This window comes from Snuella lapsa (assembly GCF_039539345.1).
In the GTDB taxonomy this organism is placed as follows: Bacteria; Bacteroidota; Bacteroidia; order Flavobacteriales; family Flavobacteriaceae; genus Snuella; species Snuella lapsa.
Map to the genome: position 1 here is coordinate 1 of NZ_BAABCY010000031.1, position 23314 is coordinate 23314.

Consider the following 23314-nt stretch of genomic DNA (forward strand, 5'->3'; position numbering starts at 1 on the left):
TTAGATATGTATAACCATAAACGAGCAGCTTAGTCATTCAACTTAAAGTCCAATTTTTTGTTGCAAGTCCAAAAATATTTAAAAATGAAAAAAATAATAAAAAATTTAGGAATAGCCTTTTTTACTTTATCCTTATTCTTTTATTCCAATTTTGATAACAAATCAAATCAAAGTAGAGATTTTTCTTTGAGTTCTTTGTTAACTTTTAATAGTGCTAAAGCCGAAGAAATTTGTTACTATAATTGTGATCCAACACCAGATGGATCAATTGAAGCTCCTTATACTGAAATGTGTCCAGTTTGGTTAGATTATGCCGGAGAACCTATATTCTATGGAAATTGGCCAACAACTGGAATAGACTGTGATTGGACTATGGACCCATCTTACACATGTAGTCCTTATGATCCATGTTAAAATAAATCATGTAAAACACCTCATTGACAGAGGTGTTTTATATTTAAAAATCAAAATTGTTAAAATGAATTTATTTAAATATTCAATAGTCTTATCATTGACAATGTTGCTCGGTTGTAAAGACAATAATAATAAAACTTCAATTCAAAGTATCAGTCCATTAGATAGAAATAAAAGTATAAGAATAAATCGCGTAGACGAGTTAAACTTTGATAATGAACAAGCAAGAAAAATTAAAATTCCTGCGGATGTACTAGAAGAAAGGCAGATCAAAGTTGAAGAGTTGTTTTCAAATATTGAGTTTACTCCATTGGAGACTACTGATAAAAGCATAATAGGATCGATCAATAAAATAATTTGTGATTCAAATTTTTATTTTATTCATGATAAACGAAATAATAAAGTTTTACGATTTAATAATGAAGGAAAATTTTTAAATAGTATAGGCTCTATCGGAAAAGGCCCGATGGAAGTGGCTAATATTGGAGACGTAGCTATTAATAGGGATAAGAAGTTTGTATCAATACTTGATTATAAATTAAAAAAAATTGTAAAATATACATATTCAGGTAAATATTTGTTTTCGGAACCTTTGTTTTACGTTGTTTCTCAGCATGAGTATGCAGATAATGAAGCTATGGTTTTTAGCGTAACAAGAGCACAAAGAAACACGGATATCCCTGCCATAGATTCATATGGTTTGTTGTTAGCTGATAAGGAGTCAGTTCCGTTTGCAGTAGCTTTTAAAAATCCTAAAAAATCCTTTTCAAATAAAACTATAAACCCTTTAAGAAGCTTTGGAGGTAAAATTTATTATCATCATCCATTCTCGGATGGTATCTGGCAGATTGAGGATAGTATAATAAGGCCTATTTTGAAATTTGAGTTTGAAAAAAACGGGTTATCACCAGAGGTTTGGAAAGAAAGCATAAACAACAAGGAATTCAATAAATTATTGGATAAAAATATTCTATTCTCTGGTGATTACGTAATTTTAAATGATTTATGGTTTCTTCAAGTTTATACAAATAATCAACCAGTAGGAGCATTATTTTATAATTATAATACTGGAGCCTTAAAATATGGTGTTGGTTTAAGATACAGTAAAGAAATTCCACTATCGTTTTTGGTTGGTTATCCAAATGGAATTACAGATGACGGATTTTTCATATCTATTAGGGAAGCTATGGATTTACATAGTATTAAGAAGATTTTTTTGAAAAATAAAAAGATTAAAGAGACTTTAAGAAGAAAAGATTGGGATAAATTAAATAAAATAAAACCAACTGATAACCCAGTAATTGTAACATATAAATTAAAGGACTTTTAATAATGAAACATAAAAGGCTTTTTTGTGCAAGAAGTGCTATATTATTGTTAGCTCTTTTAGGCTTCATTTTTTTTAATGAATTTAAGCTAACTAGACACCTGTCATTAAAAAATACAGATGAAATTGAAAATTTAAGATCTAGAGTTTTATTCCAATCTAATTTCTCTGGCTTTTTTAACTTTTCAACAGATTATTATATTCAAACCATCAATGGTGATTCGAAGAGTATAGTCGATGTGTTTTCAGATTTAACAGTTGTTTTGTACATAAGCACTAATCAGTGTACATCGTGTATTGATGATTCTATTGAAAAAATTCAAGAGCGGTTGAAAAAACATCCCAATTTGGAATATATTATTTTTTCAAGTGGTTTCACATTAAGAGAGTTAATGTTAATTAAAACGAATAAAAAGCTTAAAGCTTCTATATATTCGATAACCAATAACAGAAGCCATTTTTTTAATAAAATGGATAAAGCTTTATTCCCTTATTATTTTACCGTGAATAGTAATTTAGAGGTTTCAAACATATTTTTTCCACAAAAATCTTCTTCGATTTTAGAGGTTAGATATTTTGAGAGGTTAAGTAGTTTAAAGTAAGTTAGTTAACAAGTATGAAAGGAATGTTTATCATATAAATATGAAGTGGATTTAGTTTTTTTGAAAACTAAGTAACTGATTCTGTTTCAGAAAAGGGGATTAGCTAAGGATGTGAAAAAGAAATATAAAAAGTTGATTAGGGTCTATTTAAATGTATAGGGTATTATTATGTTAAGGATATAAAAGGAAACAAAATCAAGTGATAATAGTGCTTTGCCATTCCCTCATTTGAAAGACTTTTAATCATGATAAAATATGATTCAAGGAAGAATAGTATAGCACAGCTTCTAATCTCAATATTTTTTAGAGCAATATTAATGAATGGATTTAATAAAAAAAGTAACATATGGAAAGAAGTATTATAATAAGCAAGAATATAAAATTAAAAGAGAAAATTTTCTTTGTAGAAATATGATTGAGCAAATGACTTCTACAGGTTTTTCAATTGGAATGGCTTTTCTTTTATGAATAGAAAATGGGGCAGCAAATTATTGTCTCTTTTGAAGAAAGGTCCATTATTAACTTCCAGAATTCCACCATTATCATGTCCAATGTGTTTAGATAGCTCTATGGTTAGTTTAAGAAAGTTTATAAGAAAAAACAATTTTAAAGATAAAGTAATTGTTTTAACATCATATACTAGAGAAGGGGATGTAGTTTTATTTCATAGATTACATCAAATTGATGTTTATAGCATAATAGAAAATGAAATAACTTTGCCTATTAAGATGAAAAGAAACCATATATGTTTATTTTGGATTCCACTTTGATTTCTAAAGCCCTTTATATTCCTGAAAAATCTAATTCAAATTTAACCGACATTTATTTGAAGAATGTTAAAAATTTGTTTTTGGCTTCAATTACTAGTGACTAGTTAAAATATATGCTTGATAAAGTCAAAATACAATAAATACGAATGAACTCAAAATTAATATTATTCATTTTTATTATTATTTCTCTTTCCTGTAAACAAGAACAGGCCAAAGTAGAAGAAGCCTCCATAGTAAAACAACAGTATCTCCCCGAGAAAAACGAGGTTGATGCCATGGTTTTGAAACGGGAAACTTTTAAAAAGGAAATAGTAAGCAACGGTAAGTTGGTGGCCTTGGAAAAGAACGAGCTAAAGTTCGATGTCAGTGAAAATCTGGAACGACTCTTTGTAAAGAATGGCGATTATGTAAAGCAAGGACAAACCTTGGCCGTTTTAAAGGCCTTTACTTACCAGCAAGCCTATACCAAGGCAAAGATCAATCTAAAAAAGGCTGAGTTGGAATTTCAGGATAAACTGGTAGGACGTGGTTACGAAACCTTCAATAAAGACAGTATCCCGGCCGAAGAGTATGAGATGCTCGCCATTCGTTCCGGTTATAAGGATGCCCAACATGAGTTACAAAATGCGGAGTTCAAATTAAAAGCCACCAAATTGATAGCCCCTTTTAGCGGCAAGATAGCCAATATTGAAAACAAACAGCATGAACACATTAATGTGGGAACCGAAGTTATGACCTTAATAAACGATTCGGTTTTTGAAGTGGAGTTTTATCTCATAGAGTCGGAAGTTTCGGAAATTGCTGCTGGTGGACAGATACAGATAACTCCCTTTGCCTTAAGTAAAAGCTATCAGTGTACCATAACCACTATTAACCCCCAGGTAGAAAAGGACGGTACCATTTTGGTAAAGGCCAGGGTAAAGAACGATGGACAACTAATGGAGGGCATGAACGTTAAGGTCTTTATCCAAAAGAATATTCCTAACCAATTTGTGGTGCCTAAATCGACAGTAGTATTACGTCAAAATCAGGAAGTGCTGTTTACCATAAAATCAGATAAGACCTATTGGACCTATGTGCAAACCACCAACGAGAATAGTAGGCAATATAGTGTCATTCCCCATCCAGACAAGAGCAGTGCTTCATTGAAAGTAGGTGACACCATTGTGGTTTCGGGTAACCTCAACTTAGCACATGATACTGAAATTGAGATAAAAAATATCGTCCAATAAATAATGAGTGTGTCGTATCGAGCGAAGCGAGATATCTCATCAATTACAACAAATCCATTAAAATGAAGCATCTAGGTTACTTAATACTAATAACAATTTTGTTTTCCTGTAGCCACATACCTAAAGATGTACAACGGTCCTTAGAATTGGCAGGAGATAATAGAGAAGAATTACAAAAGGTAATAGACCATTATCAAAATCCGGAGGATAGTCTAAAATTACAGGCAGCTTATTTTTTGATTTCAGAAAAGGTTCCTTATGGAGTTTATATTGATAGCCGTAATGAGCGTGTTCTTGAAGACTTTTTCAATACCTTGAATGATTCCTTAAATCCGTTTTTTGAAAAAGAAAATAAAGATAATGCCAACGAAAGGAGAAGAATGATAACTAAACTTATTGATCATTACAAATTTGATCATGGTAAGATATTTAATAATAGATGGCCTGTAAAAAGGGATATTGAGAGCATTAAGGCATCATTTTTAATAGAAAATATCGATTATGCTTTTAAATCATGGGAATTGCCCTGGTCGAAACACTATAGTTTTCAGGAGTTTTGTCAATACATTTTACCTTATAGAACAGGGAAGCAATATCCCAATGCGTGGCGTAAATATTTTAACGAAGCGTTTAAGTCATTTAGAGATTCCATCGGAGAAGAAAGGGATCCCAGTGTTGTGGCTAAGCAGCTAAATGAATACCTAAATCAAAAAATATTTATGTCATGCGGACTGTATGATGCTCCTTATACACTTACCGGACCTCATATGTATCAATATAAGATTTATGGAAATTGTGTTAGCCTATCTAATATGATACAAGAAGCTATGAGATCGATTGGTATAGCTACCACCGAAGTTTTAATGAACAAGTTCGGTTATAATGGTAAAGATCATATTGCAAACGCTATTTTGGACAGTAAAGGGAATTGGCAATATTTTAACGCTTTATCCCAGGCCCCAGGTACCTTGGTTTTTGAGGAAAAGTTAACGAAGGTCTATAGAAAAAGCCTAATACATACGGAAGGTTTAAAAAAAAATAAAATAGAAGTTTTAAGCAAACTCAAACTGTTTGGCTGGGAAGATATTACAAGACAGGTAACGGAATCGTTTGATATATCAGTTAAATTAACCGATATAAACCATGAAAAGTATAAAACTGCTTACTTGTGCATTTTTGATAATCAAATCCGGGGTGGATGGGTACCTATTGATTGGAGTTTGATAGATAGTAATGAGAAGGAAGTTGTTTTTAAAGATATTGGAGGGAAGGAAGTTGTCTATTTGGCCATGACGGATGATGATCGTGTGGGGTTAAGACCTTTAAGTAATCCATTTATATTAAAAAAAGATGGGTCGGTTACATATTTAAATAGCGATCAGGAAGAGATCACTATGGAGATTAATAGGAAACACCCCCCTAAGAAGCATCTAATCAAAATAGCGATGTCATTAAATGGAGGGCGATTTGAGGCTTCAAATTCTCCGGATTTTAAAATTCCGAACATATTATACACCCTGAAAGATATAACGAATGTCAGTAATGTTATTGTTGATATTCCACCTAAAGCATATCGCTATTATCGTTTTGTCTATCCAAAAATTGAAGATAAGAAGTATTACGATATAGCCAAATTAGCATTCGGAAATTATAAGGAAGGTCATTTTGTAGAATCTAAAGGGAGGTATTTAGCCTCAAAAGGGATAAATACAAAAGTATTAGATGCTCTTTTTGACTCTGATCTATTAACCTATTCGAGTATTTACAGAAGAGAAGAAGGGGTTAAATCTTATACGGGAGGAGAAGCTGTTTTAGGACTTTCTGAAAATGTATGGATAGGATTGGACTTAGGTAGTCCTCAACAGATTTCAAAACTATATTATTGTCCGAGGACAGATAAGAATGGTATCTATGCCGGTATGGAATATGAGCTCTTTTATTGGAATAATGAATGGGTCTCAGGGGGAAGTATGCAAGGAAGTGAGTCAGGAATATTAAATTTTGAAAATGTTCCTAAGGGAACATTGTATTGGTTGAAGAATCATACAGAGGGTAAAGAAGAACGCATCTTTACCTATGAAGATGGTAAACAAGTTTGGTGGTAGAATTATGGTAAAGTTTTTAATAGATAAACCCATAGCCGTATTGATGACCTCTTTGGGCATCCTGATCCTGGGGGTGTATGCCTTCGGCTTTATTCCCGTGTCCCTGATGCCTGATATCGATATCCCCGAGATTACCGTGCAGGTATCGGTAGATAACATGTCGGCCAGACAATTGGAAGACGCTGTGGTCAAGCCCCTGCGCCGCAACCTGATGCAACTGAGTCACCTAAAGGACATTACCAGTGAATCCACTAACGGTACAGGTACCATACGGCTTCAGTTTAACCACGGCACAAAAATAGACTATTCCTTTATCGAAGTCAACGAAAAGATCGACCGGGCTATGGGTAGTTTCCCCAAGGACATACAGCGTCCCAGGGTCATCAAGGCCAGTGCCACTGACATACCGGTGTTCTATTTAAGTATGACCCTAAAAGAAGACGCCAAACCACCATCGTCCAATAACGATTTATACCCGGTGTCACAGGATTTTGTGGACTTTAACCGTTTTGCCGACCAGGTGATCCGCAAGCGTATCGAGCAAGTGGGCGAAGTGGCCATGGTAGATGTCAGCGGATTGGTATCACCCGAGATACTGATCATTCCCGACCAGCATAAACTGGACGCCCTAGGGATTAGCTTGGATGCTCTGGAATCCGACATCAAAAAATACGACCTGGAGATAGGGAGCCTGCTTATTAAGGACAGTCAGTACCAGTATGATGTACGCTTGGGAAGCACCCTTGACAACATCCAGGAAATAAAGGACATCTACATCCACAAGAACAACCGGGTATACCAATTAAAAGAACTCGCCCAGGTGCTGGAGCATCCCCAAAAGCGTACCGGATTGGTACTGTCCAATGGCAAGGAGGCCGTGACCATGGCCATTATCAAACAGAGCGATGCCCGTATGGGGGATCTAAAAACATCTCTTAACCAACTTTTAGACTATTTTAAGAAAGATTATCCTAATATCGATTTTACTATTACCAGGGATCAAACCAGGCTGTTGGACTATGCCATCAATAACCTGCTGCAAAGTTTGTTTTGGGGTATGCTCTTGGCCTTTGGCATTATGTTCCTGTTTTTAAAAGATGTCAAGTCCCCATTGCTTATCGGGATCAGTATCCCTACCTCCCTTATCGTTTGTTTGTTGTTTTTCCAGCTATTGGATATCTCCATCAATATCATTTCCCTTTCCGGGCTGGTGCTTGGTATTGGGCTGATGATTGATAACTCTATTATCGTTATAGACAACATCACGCAATACCGGGGTATGGGCTATACATTGTCAGAGGCCTGTGTTGTGGGGACCAACGAAGTGATCAAACCGCTGCTGAGCTCGGCGCTCACCACCTGTGCCGTCTTTGTGCCTTTGGTGTTTTTAAGTGGTATTAGTGGTGCCCTGTTCTACGACCAGGCCATGGCCATAAGCATTGGGCTGTTTGCCTCCTTTTTTGTGTCCATTACCCTGTTACCCGTACTCTACCGTTTGTTTCATTTAAGAAACAGGACGAGGCAGGGGCGTATAACCCGCTTTCTGACCAGGATGAACCGTCTGGACTATGAAGCCCTTTATGAAAAAGGCCTTCGCCGGGTGATGCGCAGGCAAAAACTAGCCTGGGTATTATGCCTGTTACTGCTTTTATCGGGATTTGGTCTTTACCGTATCCTTCCCAAAACCCAGATGCCTGACTTTACCAGAACAGAAACTCTTTTAAAGATAGACTGGAATGAGCAGATCCATGTCGAGGAGAACAAGGCGCGTGTGCTACACCTTTTGGATCCCATAACGACACAGCTTATAAACCAAATGGCATTAGTGGGAAACCAGCAATTTATTTTGGATAAGACTACAGCGGCCAAAACCTCCGAGAGCACCTTCTACCTGCAATGTAAGAACCAAAAGGATTTAGCTGCAATAAAACAAACACTTCAGAATACCATTCAAAACAGGTATCCCAATGCTTCCTATGAGTATAACGATGTCGATAACATTTTCAGTTTGATTTTTTCAAATGATGAAGCACCGCTCACTGCCCGCTTGCGCCCGGTGGACAACCTGGGTAGCAGCCAAAATGACGGCCTTAAGCAGGTGTGGTATCAGCTGCAGCAGCGTTTTGATCATTTGGAACTACAGCCCCTGGTCTGGCAGGATTATATGACCCTGGTAGCCGACCAGGAAAAACTAATGACCTATGGGGTTAGTGCCGGTACTATTTTCGGTACCCTAAAGAGTGCTTTCAATGCACGGGATATCCTATCTGTTGTCGATAACCAGAATTTTATTCCGGTCATCCTGGGAGGCCCGTCAAAACAGATCAATGCTATTTTAAATGAAACCACGGTGGTGTCCCGGGACAGTGCTGTGTTCCATGTTAAGGACTTTATAAAGGTGGTGTCTGCCAAAGATCTAAAGATCATCCGGGGTGGTGTTGAAGGCGAATATTACCCTATGGACCTTCCGGTTAAAGAAGATCAGGTAGATAATACTATGAACAGTATTAAAGAACTTATCGGTCAGAATACATTATATGATGTCAGCTTTTCAGGAAGCTATTTTAGCAATCAAGAGCTGATGAGTGAACTCATTATGGTACTGCTTATCTCCCTGTTGTTGCTTTATTTTATTCTGGCGGCACAGTTTGAGTCATTTACGCTTCCCCTGATCATTTTATTAGAGGTGCCTTTAGACCTGGCCGGGGCGTTCTTATTCCTTAAACTGTTTGGGATGAGCATTAACCTGATGTCGATGATTGGTATTGTGGTGATGAGTGGTATTATTATTAACGATTCTATTTTAAAGATCGATACCATTATCCAGTTGCAACGCCAGGGATATCCGCTCATTAAAGCCCTGTTGGTAGCGGGACAACGCCGTTTAAAGCCCATATTAATGACCAGTTTAACCACGATGCTGGCCTTAGTCCCATTATTGTTCTCAAATGGATTGGGAGCCGAACTGCAAGCGCCGCTGGCGATTGCTTTAATAGGCGGGATGCTGTTGGGAACCCTGGTGAGCCTGTATTTTATCCCGCTGTGTTATTATTATCTCTCAAATCTAAAATCGTATGCCAAAAAGTAAATCTTTTAATAAAAATAGAATGTCAGTTCGAGTATTATACTTTAGTGTGATGTATCAAGAACCGATCCCCTCTCATGTTAGAATTACATTAACCATACTTACTGCACTTATCTTGTTTAGTTTAAATAACAGGCTTTTAGCCCAACAGGTATCCAATACGGTTAGTCCCCAACAAGGTATCTCTCTAAATGAGGTTTTAAACCTCGCTGGCCAAAACTCGCTGGATGCCTTTAAGACCAAGCGCAAGTATGGGGTTAATTACTGGCAGTTTAGATCCTTTAAATCAAGTTTGCTCCCCAAGATCGATTTTGAGACCCGTCCCTTTACCTTCAATCGTGCCCTGGTAAAGCGTTACGATTCCGAGCAGAATATCGATGTGTTCCGTCAGCAACAAAGTCTGAGTTCCTATGCCAATGTATCGATGACACAGAACATCCGGGCTACAGGAACACGATTGTTTGTCAACTCCAGTTTCGACCGGATCGTCAATTCTGGACTTTCAGAGATAGAGAGTTATAGTGCTACCCCGGTCCGCATCGGACTGGTACAGCCCGTGATGGCCTATAACCGATTTAAATGGGAAAAACAGACCGAGCCCCTCAAGTACCAAAAGGCCAAACAGGAATTCATCTACGAGCAACAGACCATTAACCTGAAAACCATCGATCTGTTCTTTAACTGGGCGCTGGCCCATAAAAAGGTGGAGATCGCCAGGGAGAACAAGACTTCGACCGAAAAACTGTTTAAGATCGGAAGGAAACGGTACGATCTGGGCTCCATAGAGCGGGACGATTTACTGAACCTGGAGATGGATGTTTACAATGCCAATACCAACCTGACCCAAAACCTCCAAATGTTACAAAAGACCGAGGCGGCCATAAAGCTGTTCTTAAGGGATGGGTTACCTGAAAACACGCTTCCCGAACTACCGGAGTTGGTATCTGGGCTTCAAATTGATATCGCAGAGGCAACCGAGCTTGCCCAGGCCAATAATCCCGATATCCTCGATTTAAAGCTTAGGAAGGTGGAAGCCTTAAGGGATCTGGACCGGGCTGTAAAGGACAATCGGTTCGACCTGTCGGTAACGGCCAGTTACGGACTTAACCAACAGGCCAATACCTTTGTGGATGCTTATGGGAACCTGCTGGATCAGCAGATGCTATCCCTTAATTTTAGTATCCCGATTTTGGACTGGGGTGAACGCCGGGGCAAGATCAAGACCGCAAAGATGAATAAGGACGTCGCCGATATCGAGCTGCAACAGGACGCCGATAAGCTGCAACAGGACATTACCCAAAAGGTCATTGATTTCAATCTCCAAAAGGATTTGGTGACCGGTGCCCTGAAGACCAGCGAGATCGCCAGGGAGTCCTACCAGATTACGGAAAAGCGCTTTTTGTCGGGGCGGGTAGACCTGCTAAATCTGACCAGTTCCAGGAAGGCCTGGCAGTCTGCCACAGAACAGTATATACAAAGCCTGCTAAATTATTGGAGGCTCTATTACCAGGTACAACAGTTAACACTGTATGATTTTATTAATAACACGCCTTTAACTCAGGATTTTGATGGCATTTTAGATAATTAAATAACACCGTCATTGCGAATCACATTTTTAGTGTGATGTGGCAATTTGTTAATCGAGAAAAAGATTACCACGTCGCTCTGCTCCTCGTAATGACAAAAAATAATATTATGACCTACACAGAACGAAAAGAAAAGGAAAAATACTTGCTGTACTTAATTAAGCAAAACCGGCTTGGTTCTATAGAAGAAGTCGCTGAGAATTTTGAATGTAGCATAAGAACGGTTGAGCGCATGTTAAGAGAATTACGGGAAGAAGGACATAAAATTGCCTTCTGTAGGAAAACCAATAAATACTTTCTTAAAAATAGTTAACCGACAAAATTTGTCGGTTAATTCTACTTTATTTGTAAGGTTAAGGGTGGAATTTAAAACCTCTGGGCATGACATGATTAAAAAATACAATCAATATCGTTTAACCATAAAACTGAAATCTATAAGAATAAACTTCAAAATGCCCAGAGGATAAGTTGTATTGTCATTCCAACTTTTTGTCATTCCTGCGTAGGCAGGAATCCAATTAGAATGGTTATTAGGATATGATTTATTACAATCGCTTATCACATAAGCCATTATTATGTTCAACAAAGTAGCATACCTCGACATCCCGAACCTCGGGATTAGACTTTGTAAAAGTAAAGATAATTTGTCAATCCCGTGTAAATGGGAATCTAAAACAATTTAAAATTTTTAAAAATGAATTTAAAGAAAAAAATAATAAGTACAATAGGTATTGCTGTGATGGCAATGGCTATGTTTTTTAGTATAAATACGGTTAATAGTTCAAATGGAGATTTAGATTTGGTTAGTTTAATAGGTATAAATACAGCTAATGCAGAAGAGGGGGCTAGTTATACATACTGTAGATGTCATTCTGACGGTATTTGTTATCAGGGAAGCTTAATTTCTTTTAGAAAAAAATGTGCGGTGTTAGATGGAAGTGGGTGGCAAGATTGTATGGATTATAGTAACAATTGCCCTTTGTAATAGAAAAAAAATATAAATAAAGAGTTTTGACATAAATAAAATTAGATAAAATGAAGAAATTAATTTCAATTTTAAGTGCCGCTGTATTTTTCTTTGCCCTATTTTTTCAGATTTTTAATACAAGTAAAATCGAAAGCCCAGAAGCAAGTATAGATATAGCTAGTTTGATTAGTTTAAATGTTGCTAATGCAGAAGAGTATTCTAGTACAACCTTATATTGTAGATGCCATTCTGATGGTATTTGTTATGGAGGTAATATGATATCGTTTAGACCCAAATGTGGTGAGTTTCCAAGTGGTCAGGGAGATTGTACTAGTTTCTCCACTACTAATTGTTGATTTATATAATTGATATTTGTAATAGAACTACAAGTATACTTGTAGTTCTATATTTTTAGAAAATAATAAATAATTAAAAAATGAAGATAAAGTTATATCAAATTATTTATGCATTAAGTCTTTCTGTATTTGTAGGATGTGGTAAAGGAAATGTTGATTTGTACAAAGATGTTCCTTATACCGGAAATACTAACATGTTAATTAACAGTTTATCCTTAGATACCGTTTCTATAGAAGGAAGTAGAACTTCTCTAGTTGGAAAATGGTCTTGTTTAGATGATAAATTAATTTTTGGAGATTTTTATTATGGTTCTTTCTACATTTACGATACAGATTTCAATTTTGAAAAAAAAGTACTAAGTAGAGGAAGGGGACCTAATGAGATTCCATCAAAAAAGTGGGTAGATTATGCTGTATATGACGATAAGGTTTTCATTATGGGTAGCGCTTATGATTATTATATTGTAAATAATAAAGCTTGGAAAAGGGTAAAATCTTCGAGACTTAATTTTAGTAATGAAAGTACAAATATTAAAAAATTAAGGAATGACCCTAAACCACATTATTTAGGGATATACGAAGTTAATTACCCTGGATTAAATTTAAGTTTTTTAAATTCTGAAAAACTATTATTTTCCATATCAACAAGTCACCCAAAAATTAATGCATATACTTCAAGAGTTTTTTATGATGAGGTGAATACCATAGCTACATTAGATTTAAAAAAGAATAAAATAGAAAATATGTTTTGTAGATATTCTTCTGTTTATAAGAACTATGAATTTATACCCCAGTTTAGTAATGTGTTATTTACAAAATCTAAAGATGAACTGTTATTTAGCTTTGAAGCAGATAGTTTAATTTATAAAGCTAAAGAAGACAATATTATCACATCTAAATACGGTAGTCAAGGCAGGGGTATTAGTGCTAAGTATCCTGAAGTAACAACTGCTGAAAATTATGTAGGTATCTATAAAACAGGTAGAACAAAATACGGTTTTTATAAATACTTAAAGCAAATACCGGAAACAGGAATATTGTTTAGAGGATATCAAAAAGACCAACCATCTAAAACTGATGGTTTGCAAATATATAGAGATACTAAATTGATAGGAGATATTGATGTGCCAAAGGATTTTGAAATAATTGGATATATTAAACCATATTACTATGCACAACTCCCTCCAGATGATTTAAAAGAAGAGTTTACTTTGTTTAAATTTAAGTTAGATTATTAATGAAAAAATTACTGTTTTTCTGTTTACTGCCTGTGATGATGTGTGGTCAAACAAATGATAAAAAGAGTGCCATGGAATTAGAAGTTAAAAATAGAAAGTATAATTTTGGTGACGTAAAACAAGATACTTTAATATCAAAGACTTTTATTCTAAAAAATGTTTCAAAAAGAGATATTAAACTAAATATATCAAGTACGTCTTGTATTTGTACCGAAGCAAAACTTAATAAAAATAGTTTAGCTCCTAATGAGGAAGCTCAATTAATTATGAAGTTTAATACTGAAGGTAAAATTGGAGAATCTAAAGTTTATACGATCATAGATTCAAATACAGAACAACAATTTTATAGATTTTTAATTTTTGGAAATGTTATTAAAAAAGAGTAGTCTCATATTTACATTATTTACTGTTTTAACATATTCACTACAGGCTCAAAATGTTGATTATACCCTTAGAGGAAGAATACTTGACCAAGGTCAAACGCCGTTAGAAAGTGCTACAATTATATGTAACAATAAGGGGATAGGAACTACAACCGATAAAAATGGGTTTTTTAACCTAAGTTTAAGAGCTACATCAGAAGATGTATTAAGTTTTTCATTTCTTGGGTATAAAGAAAAAAAAATTAATGTACAAAGCTTCTTAAATTTGCCAAATGGCATTATTTATCTGGAAGAAGATATTACAATGCTCGATGAGATAGTCATTGGAAATAAAGATTTAGATGATGAAATATCTCCAAGAGAATTTTTTAAAAAAGTATATAAAAGTTTTAACAACAGTCTTCCAAAATATAATTATGTATCCAAAGCTTATTATAAAGAGAAGATAAAATATAATGGTAAGCATGTACTTTTTGCACAAAGTCTAGGTTATGCTATAAATATGGGTAGTTTACAGGGTGCATCATATTTAACAAAATATAAATTTTTCTATAAGAACACTAAGTTAGCTAATGTTGACACGCTTTGGAAAGAGGATATTAAGAAAAAATATAATTTAGAATATGATTCTTGGTTAAATGGTACGGCTAATTTAAACCAATTTTTAAGGCTTTTAAATTCCGGTGTTTTATCCAAAAATTGGAAAAAATTTGATTTTGAGCTAGATTCTAGTTACTATAAGAACAATCAAAAAGTACATAGGATAAGATTTAAAAGAGGTGAGTTTACTGGTTATGTAGATTGTTTTGCTAAGACTTTAAAAATTCTTGAAATTAATTATGAAACACCTGATTTTCCAACCAACCCCTTTAATAAACATATAAAAGCTAACGTGTCAATATCATTTCACTATTTTAATGATAATGTGTTTTTGTCAAATATGACGTCTTCTTACAATTTTGAAAATACCTACCATGTAAATACTCTAAAAGTGATATCTCAAAAATTTAGCGAATTTAAAATGACCTCAGATGAATATTGGGGAGCAAATACAATTGCTAGAAACCCTTATATCTTTTATTCCCCAAATAAATGGCAAAAATTAGGAATAGAAAATGATTCAGAAATAAAGGTTATTAAAAGAGATTTGGCACCGAACACAACTTTAGAAGCTCAATACTTGAATAACTCAGGCAAATGGTTTTATCCTTCAGATAGCAATTCAAGTTATAAAAAACAGTTCTTAAAAAAAATGGAACAGGTTGAGGATAAGTTTTACTTAAACAAATGAATTTCTAGCTTAGTGCCATTTTAACCTAACATAAAAATGTAGTCTATCCCATTTTGGGCAACTCTAAATTCGACAAGGCGATGTGTATATAAAAGCGATAGGATTTTTAGACCTTCAAAAAAGGAGCTAAACAATTACGAATTTAGGGTTAAAGAAAGAAGGGCGTTCTACAAAAAAAACTCGATTCCATTGCCCTGAACATTGCCCTGCTTAAAAAGAAATTAATTATTAGTGGCATTTTATGGTTGATTTGGTATTATACTATTAATATTATAAGGGAAGAATATTTTCTTAAAAAATAGTTAACCGTCAAATTTTGTCGGTTAATTCGGTTTTTTTTGTAAGATTAAGAATGAAATTAAAAGCCTCTGGGCATGACATGATTAAAAAATACAATCAATATCGTTTAACCATAAAACTGAAATCTATAAGAATAAACTTCAAAATGCCCAGAGGATAAGTTGTATTGTCATTCCAACTTTTTGTCATTCCTACGTAGGCAGGAATCTCATTAGAATGGTTGTTAGAATATGATTTATTACAATCGCTTACCACATAAGCCATTATTATGTTCTACAAAGTAGCATACCTCTTTCTTGACTTTATAAAAGTAAAAATATTTTGTCATTCTTGTGTCAGCAAGGATCTAAAAACAATTTAAAATTTTAAAAATGAATTTAAAGAAAAAAATAATAACCTCTCTAGGTATCGCTGTTATGGTGATGTCTGTATTTTTTAATATGAATGTAACTAATAGTTCTAGTGGAGATCTGGATTTGGCTAGTTTGTTAAATATTAATACGGCGAATGCAGAGACGGGTTGGCCATCTTCAAATTGCAGGGCAACAGAAAGTATAAATGATACTTGTTACGATCCATTATACAATGTTTTAATAATAAATTGTGTGGTTGTGACAGTTCCTTATAGAATTAATTGTTCTTTTAGTTAAATAAAGCTAAAACCTAATTTTATAATATAAAGTAATTCTCATTTATAAATGAGAATTACTTTATTTAAGTAATAAAAGAGATGAAATATTATAAACAAATAGTTAAGAATTTATTAATAGTTGCAGTTCTATTTTTACTAACATTTAATTGCAAAAATAAAAGTTCCTCTTTGATACAAGAAAACGTTACTGTTTTTGGAAAGTTTCCAAATGAAGAGAAAGTGTTGTTTCAAGAAGTTTACGAATTCAAAGAAGGAGTTGCAGCAATATTACATAGCGTAGATTCAACTTTAATAATTCATAATAATACGAAAAACGGTTATTTTTTCTATAATTATTCATTGAGTGATCATAAATTATCTAAGGGGTACTTAAAAAGAGGAAGAGGCCCTCAAGAGGCTATTGGTGCCAGAGTTTCTGGAATTTCAAACGACATGCTTTGGTTGTATGATATTACATTAAAAAAGATTTTGACATTAACTAATTTAAAGGCATCAATTGAAGACTTTTCCCCTTCTTTTAATGAATATCCTGTTAAGGATAGCTATTATATGATAGCCTTTTGTGATAGCCTCAATTATTTAAGTGTAGGAAGTCGCAATTCTAATTATAAAGTTCAAGAATTAAATTCAAAAACAAATAATGTGACAAACGAATTTGGAATTTTTAAGAACATTCCAAGTAATATGCCTTTTGATGCTTATAAGGATGCTCATCAGAGCTTTATTTTTGTTAAACCTTCTGGAGATAAAGCAGTTTTGGCGTATAGATTTACGGATATGGTCGAAATTTTCAATTTAAAAGATTATTCAAATAAAATTGTAAAGGGTGTAGAAAATTTCAATATAGAGTTTGATCCCTTAAAAGTTGGAAAGGATTTTTATCTAATGGGTAGAAATAAAGAGACTCGAATGGCATTCATAGGAGGCTGTGTAACTAATGAGCATATATATATGGCATATTCAGGTGTTCTTACAGAAAGACCGGAATCTTATTATTCTAAATACATTTATGTGTACGATTGGTTTGGAAATCCAGTTAAAAAAATGAACTTGGATAGAAACATATTAAGTATAACTGTTACTAAAGATGATAAAACATTATATGCTTTTGATGTAGATTCAGGGTATATAGTTAAAGCTAATATTAATTAAAAGGCATGATGGAAATTTATTTTAAAAAAGCTTTAGTATTATTAATGCCAATTTATTTTATTATATCGTGTCAAAATGTAAAAGGTGAAAAACAAATAGATTCTATTAAGAATCAAAATAATGGTATTCTTGATGAAAAATTATTAATTCCAGACAGTTTAAGAATCTATGCTCCTTTTAATAATTACATTTCAGATAGTTTGGAAATATCAAATGCTAATTTTAAAATTTATTCAATAATCAATTCTTCATGTATTACCTGTATTTCTAATATTAAATTATGGAATAGCATAATTGTTGAGTTTAAAAAATATGAGGTGCCTGTTATTTTAATTTGTGAATCAGATGATGAATTTGAGTTAATGAAATATTTATGTGAGTCTAGAAAAATTAATGATTTTTCATACCCATTTTTTCTAGATGAACGACGTGAATGGTTCAAGTTAAATAAGTTTATGAAAAACGATGATGATTTCAATACCGTTTTAACAGATGTAAACAATAAAGTGATACTAAAAGGGAATCCTTTGTATTCAAAAGAAATAAAGGGATTATATATTAATAAAATTAAAGGTGAATTCAAGATGCTACATTAGACTGGACAACAAATCGAGAGATTAGTTGTTATTGTTTTTTATGTGGGTTTAGTTTTATTATAAGTTTTTCTTATAATGAAGCTTTATAAAAGTAAATAGCTTTTTTATGTTAAAAAAAGTAAGAGGACTTAATATAAAATTAAATAATTATGAAGCTTTAGTTTTTACATTCGTTTTTGGATTGTTTATTGTTTTAAAATTGTATTGGCTATTATGTTATAGCCTTATGTTTTGGAGCATTTTTTATGTGTTTGCTAGAATTTTTAAACCAATTAGAAATAGTGGTTCTATAAAGCAGTTAAGAAGAATTGCCTTGATTTTCTTTTTGTTTGTTGTCGCCATCAGTACCAAACTCCTTGTTGGCGACATCTACAAAATCCCCAGCTCCTCTATGAACAATACCTTGTACACGGGTGATGTTATTTTGGTCAATAAACTAAAGTATGGGCCTAGGCTACCACGTTCGCCATTCGAGATTCCCTGGGTTAATATTGCGTTTTGTTTTAACGACAATGCTAAAAAGCATTTAAAAGAGAATTGGTGGAATTATAAACGATTATCTGGGTATGCTTCCATAAAACAAGGGGATGTGTTTGTGTTCAACTTAGGGTTAAGCAAGGATTTTTTTGTTGTAAAACGTTGTGTAGGCCTATCTGGGGATACAATTAGTATAAAAAACGGTCGTATTTATACCAATGGAGAGTTATTTGAAACGCCAGATAATGTTAAAAATACCTATCAGTTTAAAGTAAAAGACCGTAAACAATTATATAAAGGGATGGATTCTTTAGGTATAGATGCCTATATAAATGCTGATTATGGAAAAGATTTCAATGCAAGGGTCACATTGTCTAAAAAAGAAGTAGCGCAGCTAAAAGAGTTGTCCAGTATAAATAGTTTTCAACAGCAAATAGATACGTTTGATATCAATAAAGGATGTTTACATAAATCTGTAAGTGACCAATGGACCTATGATAATATGGGGCCATTGGTTATACCCAAAAAGGGGATGACCATTCAGTTAATTCCGGAAACAGTGCTGCTTTATGGAGAAACTATTAAACTCTATGAAAAAAGATCTATTGAACAAAAGGAGGGAGGCATTTATGTGAATGGTGAAAAAACAGAAGCTTATACCTTTAAGCAAGATTATTATTTTATGATGGGAGACAATAGAAAGGGTACCATCGATTCGCGATCCTGGGGATTTCTTCCGGAATCTAATATAGTGGGTAAAGTACAATGTGTACTGTGGTCTAACTACCGGGATGAGTTCCAATGGAGCAGATTGTTTAAAAAAGTGGAATAAATAATCGTGGAACGAAAACTATCCTCATTTACCATATTAATCATTTTTATCTGCCTGACCATCATCGGGGCAAGTCTCATCCCCTTGCTGAGTGTCCAATTAACCCCAACACGCAGCAATAAATCCCTAAGTGTGTTTTTTAGTTGGCAAGATGCCTCGGCAAAGGTGATGGAGCAGGAAGTCACTTCCAAACTGGAGGGGATGTTCAATACCGTTAAGGGCATTAAAAATATTCGTTCGACCTCCCGAAAGGGAAGCGGTTCTATTTCCATGGACTTTAAAAAGCATGTGGAAATGGACGCTATTCGTTTTGAAGTGGCCAATCTAATCCGTCAAAGCTACTCCGAACTGCCCGAAGGGGTCAGCTATCCCTCTTTATCCAAGAGCAGTGCCAACGAGAATATGGCGCCCATTGTGTCCTATAGTGTCAATGCCAGCGAAAGCCCTTATTACATCAAAAAGTTTACCGAAAGTCATATCCTCCCAAAATTGACCACTTTAAATGGAGTTAATAAGGTGGATGTCTATGGGGCGGTCCCTTATGAGTGGGTCATCGAGTATGACACTAAAAAGCTGCTCCAATTACACCTGTCCGCTAGTGATATTCAAAACGCTGTCGAGACCTATTTAAAAGCACGCGAATTGGGCAATGTCCTGATCCAATCGGATAACCACAGTGCTGACCAGGAGATAGCCGTAGTACTGGCATATAAGCCCGAGGGTGCTATCGATTGGGAACATATCCCGGTAAAGAAACTCAGCAATCGGATCATCTATTTAAACAACATCGCCAAAGTAAATTACAGGGAAGGCAAGGTTAGTGCCTATTACAGGGTCAACGGCCTTAACACCGTTAATATGGTGGTGTATGCCGAAAAAGGGGTGAATACCATCGATCTGGCCAAAACGGTAAGGGCTACGGTCGATGATTTAAAAAAAGGACTCCCGGCGGGGTATACCCTAAAGATGACCCAGGACACCACAGAGTTTATTACAGAAGAACTCCAAAAAATACAAAAGCGCACCCTGTTTTCTTTTCTTATCTTACTGGTTCTGATCGTCCTGATAAACCGGAGCCTTAAGTATTTAACCGTATTGTTTTTGAGTATTATTACCAACCTGCTCATAGCTGTTATCTTTTTTTATGCCCTAGATGTACAGCTGCAGCTCTATTCCTTTGCCGGTATTACCATTTCCTTTGGGATTATTATAGACAACAGCATCATCATGATAGATCATGTCCGTAACAAAGGGGATAAAAAAGCATTTCTGGCTATATTGGCGGCCACCCTAACTACCATTGGGGCGCTCATGGTGATTTTCCTGTTGGAAGAGAACCAACGTTTAAACCTTTGGGATTTTGCATTGGTCATCGCTATTAACATAGGTGTTTCTCTGTTCATTTCGTTGTATTATGTGCCGGCCCTTTTGGAGAAAATGCATCTGGAGAAAAAGCGCATCCTTTTTTCAAGAAAGCGTAAACGACGAGTTGTCAGGTTTACAAAACGCTATGCCAATGCCATAGGCTGGATGCGAAAGCCGAAATTTAAGTGGGTCTTTGTGCTGTTGTTTATACTCGGCTTTGGACTACCCATCCATTTGCTGCCCAAAGAACTAAAAGGAGATGGCATGTGGACAACATTGTACAATAAAACCCTGGGAGCAGAATGGTACAACACCGAGCTGCGTCCCCATTTGGAAAAAGTGTTGGGTGGTTCTCTGCGGCTGTTTACCGAAGAGGTGTTTGAAAGCTCCTATTACAGTGAGCCCGAGCGTACCACGTTACGGGTTACGGGAAGCATGCCCGATGGCTGTACCATAGAACAGCTCAATGACGTGGTCCTGAAAATGGAAAACTATATCGGACAGTTTGGGGAGGTATCCTTGTACGAAACACGTGTTAACAGTCCTAAAAGCTCCAGTATTACGATTTACTTTAAGGACGCGTATGAATTTGGAGCCTTTCCCTATACCCTCAAGGGTATGTTGGAGTCCAAATCGATCAGTCTGGGCGGTTTGGACTGGACGGTCAGTGGCGTGGGACGGGGATTTTCCAATGCTCTTGGGACAGGGTATAAAAGTAACCGTATTACCCTGGAAGGCTATAATTACGATAACCTGTATGGATATGCCGAGCTGTTAAAACAACAATTAGAAGCAAATTCGAACGGACGTGTCAAGGATGTGGAGATTACCAGTGGCCGCTGGGGTAGCAATAGCCTGAACGAGTACGTTTTGGATTTCGACCGAGAACGATTGGCCTTGGCCAATGTCTCCCAAAATCAACTTTACGGTTATCTTAAAAACCAAGTGCACTCGGGCAACGTAGCCTCCATAGTACAAGACCATGAAATGCAACAGGTAAAACTGGTCTCTGACAATTATCAGAAATTCAATGTGTGGGATTTAAAGCATACCCCGATCCCCATTAACAACAAGCAATATAAGCTGGGCCAACTGGCTACAATAAAAAAACGGAAGTCTGGGAATAGTATCGAAAAGAACAACCAACAATATCAGTTGACGGTAGCCTATGATTTTTTAGGAACGCAGCCTCTGGCCCAAAAGGTAAGGGAGCGCAACGTTGAAGAACTGGAAGCCAAGCTACCCATAGGCTATCGGGTTTTGCAGCAGTCTTACAGGGGCTGGAACAAAAAGGATTCCAAACAGTATTATTACTTGTTCGTTGTGATCTTTATTATTTTCTTTATCTGTAGTATACTATTGGAATCGTTAAGGCAGCCCTTTGCCATCATTAGCATGATCCCCTTATCCTTTATTGGTGTATTCTTGACCTTTTACCTGTTCGATTTTAACTTTGACCAAGGCGGTTATGCCTCCTTTATTCTGCTATGTGGCATTAGTGTCAATTCAGCCTTGTTTATTATTAATGATTATAACAATTTAAGGAAGCAATATCCCAATAGAAATACACAAAAATTGTATTTCAAAGCTTTTAATTATAAGATCATTCCTGTGATTTTAACTATTGTATCTACCGTGGTGGGACTCATCCCCTTTGTTTGGCATGGACAGAACGAAGCTTTTTGGTTTTCGTTTGCCGTGGGGGCTATTGGAGGATTGGTGTTTTCATTGATAGGAATATATTTTTATTTGCCAATAAGGATTGTAAAAAAATGTACATTTGCCTAAAATTTTACGTTTTCAATTAAATTAGCGGATGCAAGATACGGTTGTTATCATTCCAACATACAATGAAATAGAGAATATAGAAGCTATTATTAAAGCAGTATTCTCTCAATCGGACCATATTCATATTCTTATCGTCGATGATAATTCGCCAGATCTTACGGCTCTAAAAGTTAAAGAATTACAAAAGGAGTTTTCAAGCAGGTTGTTTTTAGAAAGCCGTAAAGAAAAGTCGGGATTAGGAACAGCTTACATTCATGGATTTAAATGGAGTCTCAACAAAAATTATGCGTATGTTTTTGAAATGGATGCCGATTTCTCGCATGACCCCAAAGACTTGATTCGTTTACATAAGGCTTGTGTTGATGGAGCCGATGTATCTATAGGCTCAAGGTACATAACAGGAGTTAATGTAGTTAATTGGCCCATGAGTCGTGTGCTGATGTCCTATATGGCCTCAAAATATGTGCGACTTATTACAGGAATGAACATTCATGACACAACAGCCGGTTTTGTATGTTATAAACGCCACGTGTTGGAGACTATAGATTTAAATAAGGTTAAGTTTGTAGGCTATGCATTCCAGATTGAAATGAAGTTTAAAGCCTTTTTAAAGAAGTTTAATATTGTGGAAGTTCCGGTTATCTTTACAGACCGTACAAAAGGAGAGTCCAAGTTGAGTTCTGGTATTATTTCTGAAGCTATTTTTGGGGTTATTTCTATGAAGTTAAAAAGTTTATTTAAAAGTTAGCCTGTAAAACGGTATGGTAATTGGTTGAAAGGAACAAGGTAATTATTA

Annotated in this window: 19 protein-coding genes; all 19 read left to right on the plus strand. The window is 35.2% G+C overall.

Annotation, left to right across the window (positions count from 1 at the left end; genetic code table 11):
• Positions 1 to 84: 84 nt before the first annotated feature.
• The 19 genes from ABD792_RS04850 to ABD792_RS04940 all read left to right on the plus strand — a co-directional run bounded on the left by ABD792_RS04850 (position 85) and on the right by ABD792_RS04940 (position 23266).
• Entirely contained in the window at positions 85 to 414 is a 330-nt protein-coding gene (locus ABD792_RS04850) for a hypothetical protein (protein ID WP_345004692.1), read from the plus strand.
• Positions 415 to 478: 64 nt separating this feature from the next.
• On the plus strand, positions 479 to 1744 hold the full coding sequence (locus ABD792_RS04855) for a 6-bladed beta-propeller (RefSeq protein ID WP_345004693.1): 1266 nt from the start codon (positions 479 to 481) through the stop codon (positions 1742 to 1744).
• Between the two features lie 2 nt (positions 1745 to 1746).
• Positions 1747 to 2343: a hypothetical protein gene (locus tag ABD792_RS04860; protein ID WP_345004694.1), complete on the plus strand. Its 597-nt coding sequence runs from the start codon at positions 1747 to 1749 to the stop codon at positions 2341 to 2343.
• Positions 2344 to 3259: 916 nt separating this feature from the next.
• Positions 3260 to 4345: an efflux RND transporter periplasmic adaptor subunit gene (locus ABD792_RS04865; RefSeq protein ID WP_345004695.1), complete on the plus strand. Its 1086-nt coding sequence runs from the start codon at positions 3260 to 3262 to the stop codon at positions 4343 to 4345.
• A gap of 62 nt (positions 4346 to 4407) precedes the next feature.
• On the plus strand, positions 4408 to 6450 hold the full coding sequence (locus tag ABD792_RS04870; protein WP_345004696.1) for a hypothetical protein: 2043 nt from the start codon (positions 4408 to 4410) through the stop codon (positions 6448 to 6450).
• Positions 6422 to 9538 (plus strand): efflux RND transporter permease subunit, encoded by a 3117-nt coding sequence (locus ABD792_RS04875; protein ID WP_345004697.1) that lies wholly within the window; start codon positions 6422 to 6424, stop codon positions 9536 to 9538. The genes ABD792_RS04870 and ABD792_RS04875 overlap by 29 nt, the downstream gene beginning before the upstream one ends.
• Entirely contained in the window at positions 9525 to 11123 is a 1599-nt protein-coding gene (locus tag ABD792_RS04880) for a TolC family protein (protein ID WP_345004698.1), read from the plus strand. Before ABD792_RS04875 ends, ABD792_RS04880 begins: the two co-directional genes overlap by 14 nt.
• Before the next feature lie 107 nt (positions 11124 to 11230).
• Positions 11231 to 11434 (plus strand): HTH domain-containing protein, encoded by a 204-nt coding sequence (locus ABD792_RS04885; protein WP_345004699.1) that lies wholly within the window; start codon positions 11231 to 11233, stop codon positions 11432 to 11434.
• Positions 11435 to 11815: 381 nt separating this feature from the next.
• Positions 11816 to 12106 carry a hypothetical protein gene (locus ABD792_RS04890; protein WP_345004700.1) on the plus strand — a complete coding sequence of 97 codons (291 nt, stop codon included), beginning with the start codon at positions 11816 to 11818 and terminating at the stop codon, positions 12104 to 12106.
• 50 nt (positions 12107 to 12156) lie between these two features.
• A complete protein-coding gene (locus ABD792_RS04895; protein WP_345004701.1) occupies positions 12157 to 12444 on the plus strand; it encodes a hypothetical protein in 288 nt (95 codons plus the stop codon).
• Positions 12445 to 12524: 80 nt separating this feature from the next.
• The gene (locus ABD792_RS04900; RefSeq protein WP_345004702.1) at positions 12525 to 13682 is read left to right on the plus strand and encodes a hypothetical protein; all 1158 of its coding nucleotides are present in this window, start codon (positions 12525 to 12527) and stop codon (positions 13680 to 13682) included.
• The gene (locus tag ABD792_RS04905; protein WP_345004703.1) at positions 13682 to 14068 is read left to right on the plus strand and encodes a DUF1573 domain-containing protein; all 387 of its coding nucleotides are present in this window, start codon (positions 13682 to 13684) and stop codon (positions 14066 to 14068) included. The genes ABD792_RS04900 and ABD792_RS04905 overlap by 1 nt, the downstream gene beginning before the upstream one ends.
• Entirely contained in the window at positions 14049 to 15356 is a 1308-nt protein-coding gene (locus ABD792_RS04910) for a carboxypeptidase-like regulatory domain-containing protein (protein WP_345004704.1), read from the plus strand. Before ABD792_RS04905 ends, ABD792_RS04910 begins: the two co-directional genes overlap by 20 nt.
• Positions 15357 to 16027: 671 nt before the next feature.
• The gene (locus ABD792_RS04915) at positions 16028 to 16306 is read left to right on the plus strand and encodes a hypothetical protein (RefSeq protein ID WP_345004705.1); all 279 of its coding nucleotides are present in this window, start codon (positions 16028 to 16030) and stop codon (positions 16304 to 16306) included.
• Positions 16307 to 16386: 80 nt separating this feature from the next.
• Complete coding sequence (locus ABD792_RS04920) at positions 16387 to 17460, plus strand: BF3164 family lipoprotein (RefSeq protein WP_345004706.1); 1074 nt, start codon at positions 16387 to 16389, stop codon at positions 17458 to 17460.
• Between the two features lie 5 nt (positions 17461 to 17465).
• On the plus strand, positions 17466 to 18056 hold the full coding sequence (locus ABD792_RS04925; protein WP_345004707.1) for a hypothetical protein: 591 nt from the start codon (positions 17466 to 17468) through the stop codon (positions 18054 to 18056).
• Between the two features lie 106 nt (positions 18057 to 18162).
• Positions 18163 to 19365: a signal peptidase I gene (lepB, locus tag ABD792_RS04930; protein WP_345004708.1), complete on the plus strand. Its 1203-nt coding sequence runs from the start codon at positions 18163 to 18165 to the stop codon at positions 19363 to 19365.
• A gap of 6 nt (positions 19366 to 19371) precedes the next feature.
• A complete protein-coding gene (locus ABD792_RS04935) occupies positions 19372 to 22518 on the plus strand; it encodes an efflux RND transporter permease subunit (RefSeq protein ID WP_345004709.1) in 3147 nt (1048 codons plus the stop codon).
• Positions 22519 to 22546: 28 nt separating this feature from the next.
• Entirely contained in the window at positions 22547 to 23266 is a 720-nt protein-coding gene (locus ABD792_RS04940) for a polyprenol monophosphomannose synthase (RefSeq protein ID WP_345004710.1), read from the plus strand.
• Positions 23267 to 23314: the final 48 nt, after the last annotated feature.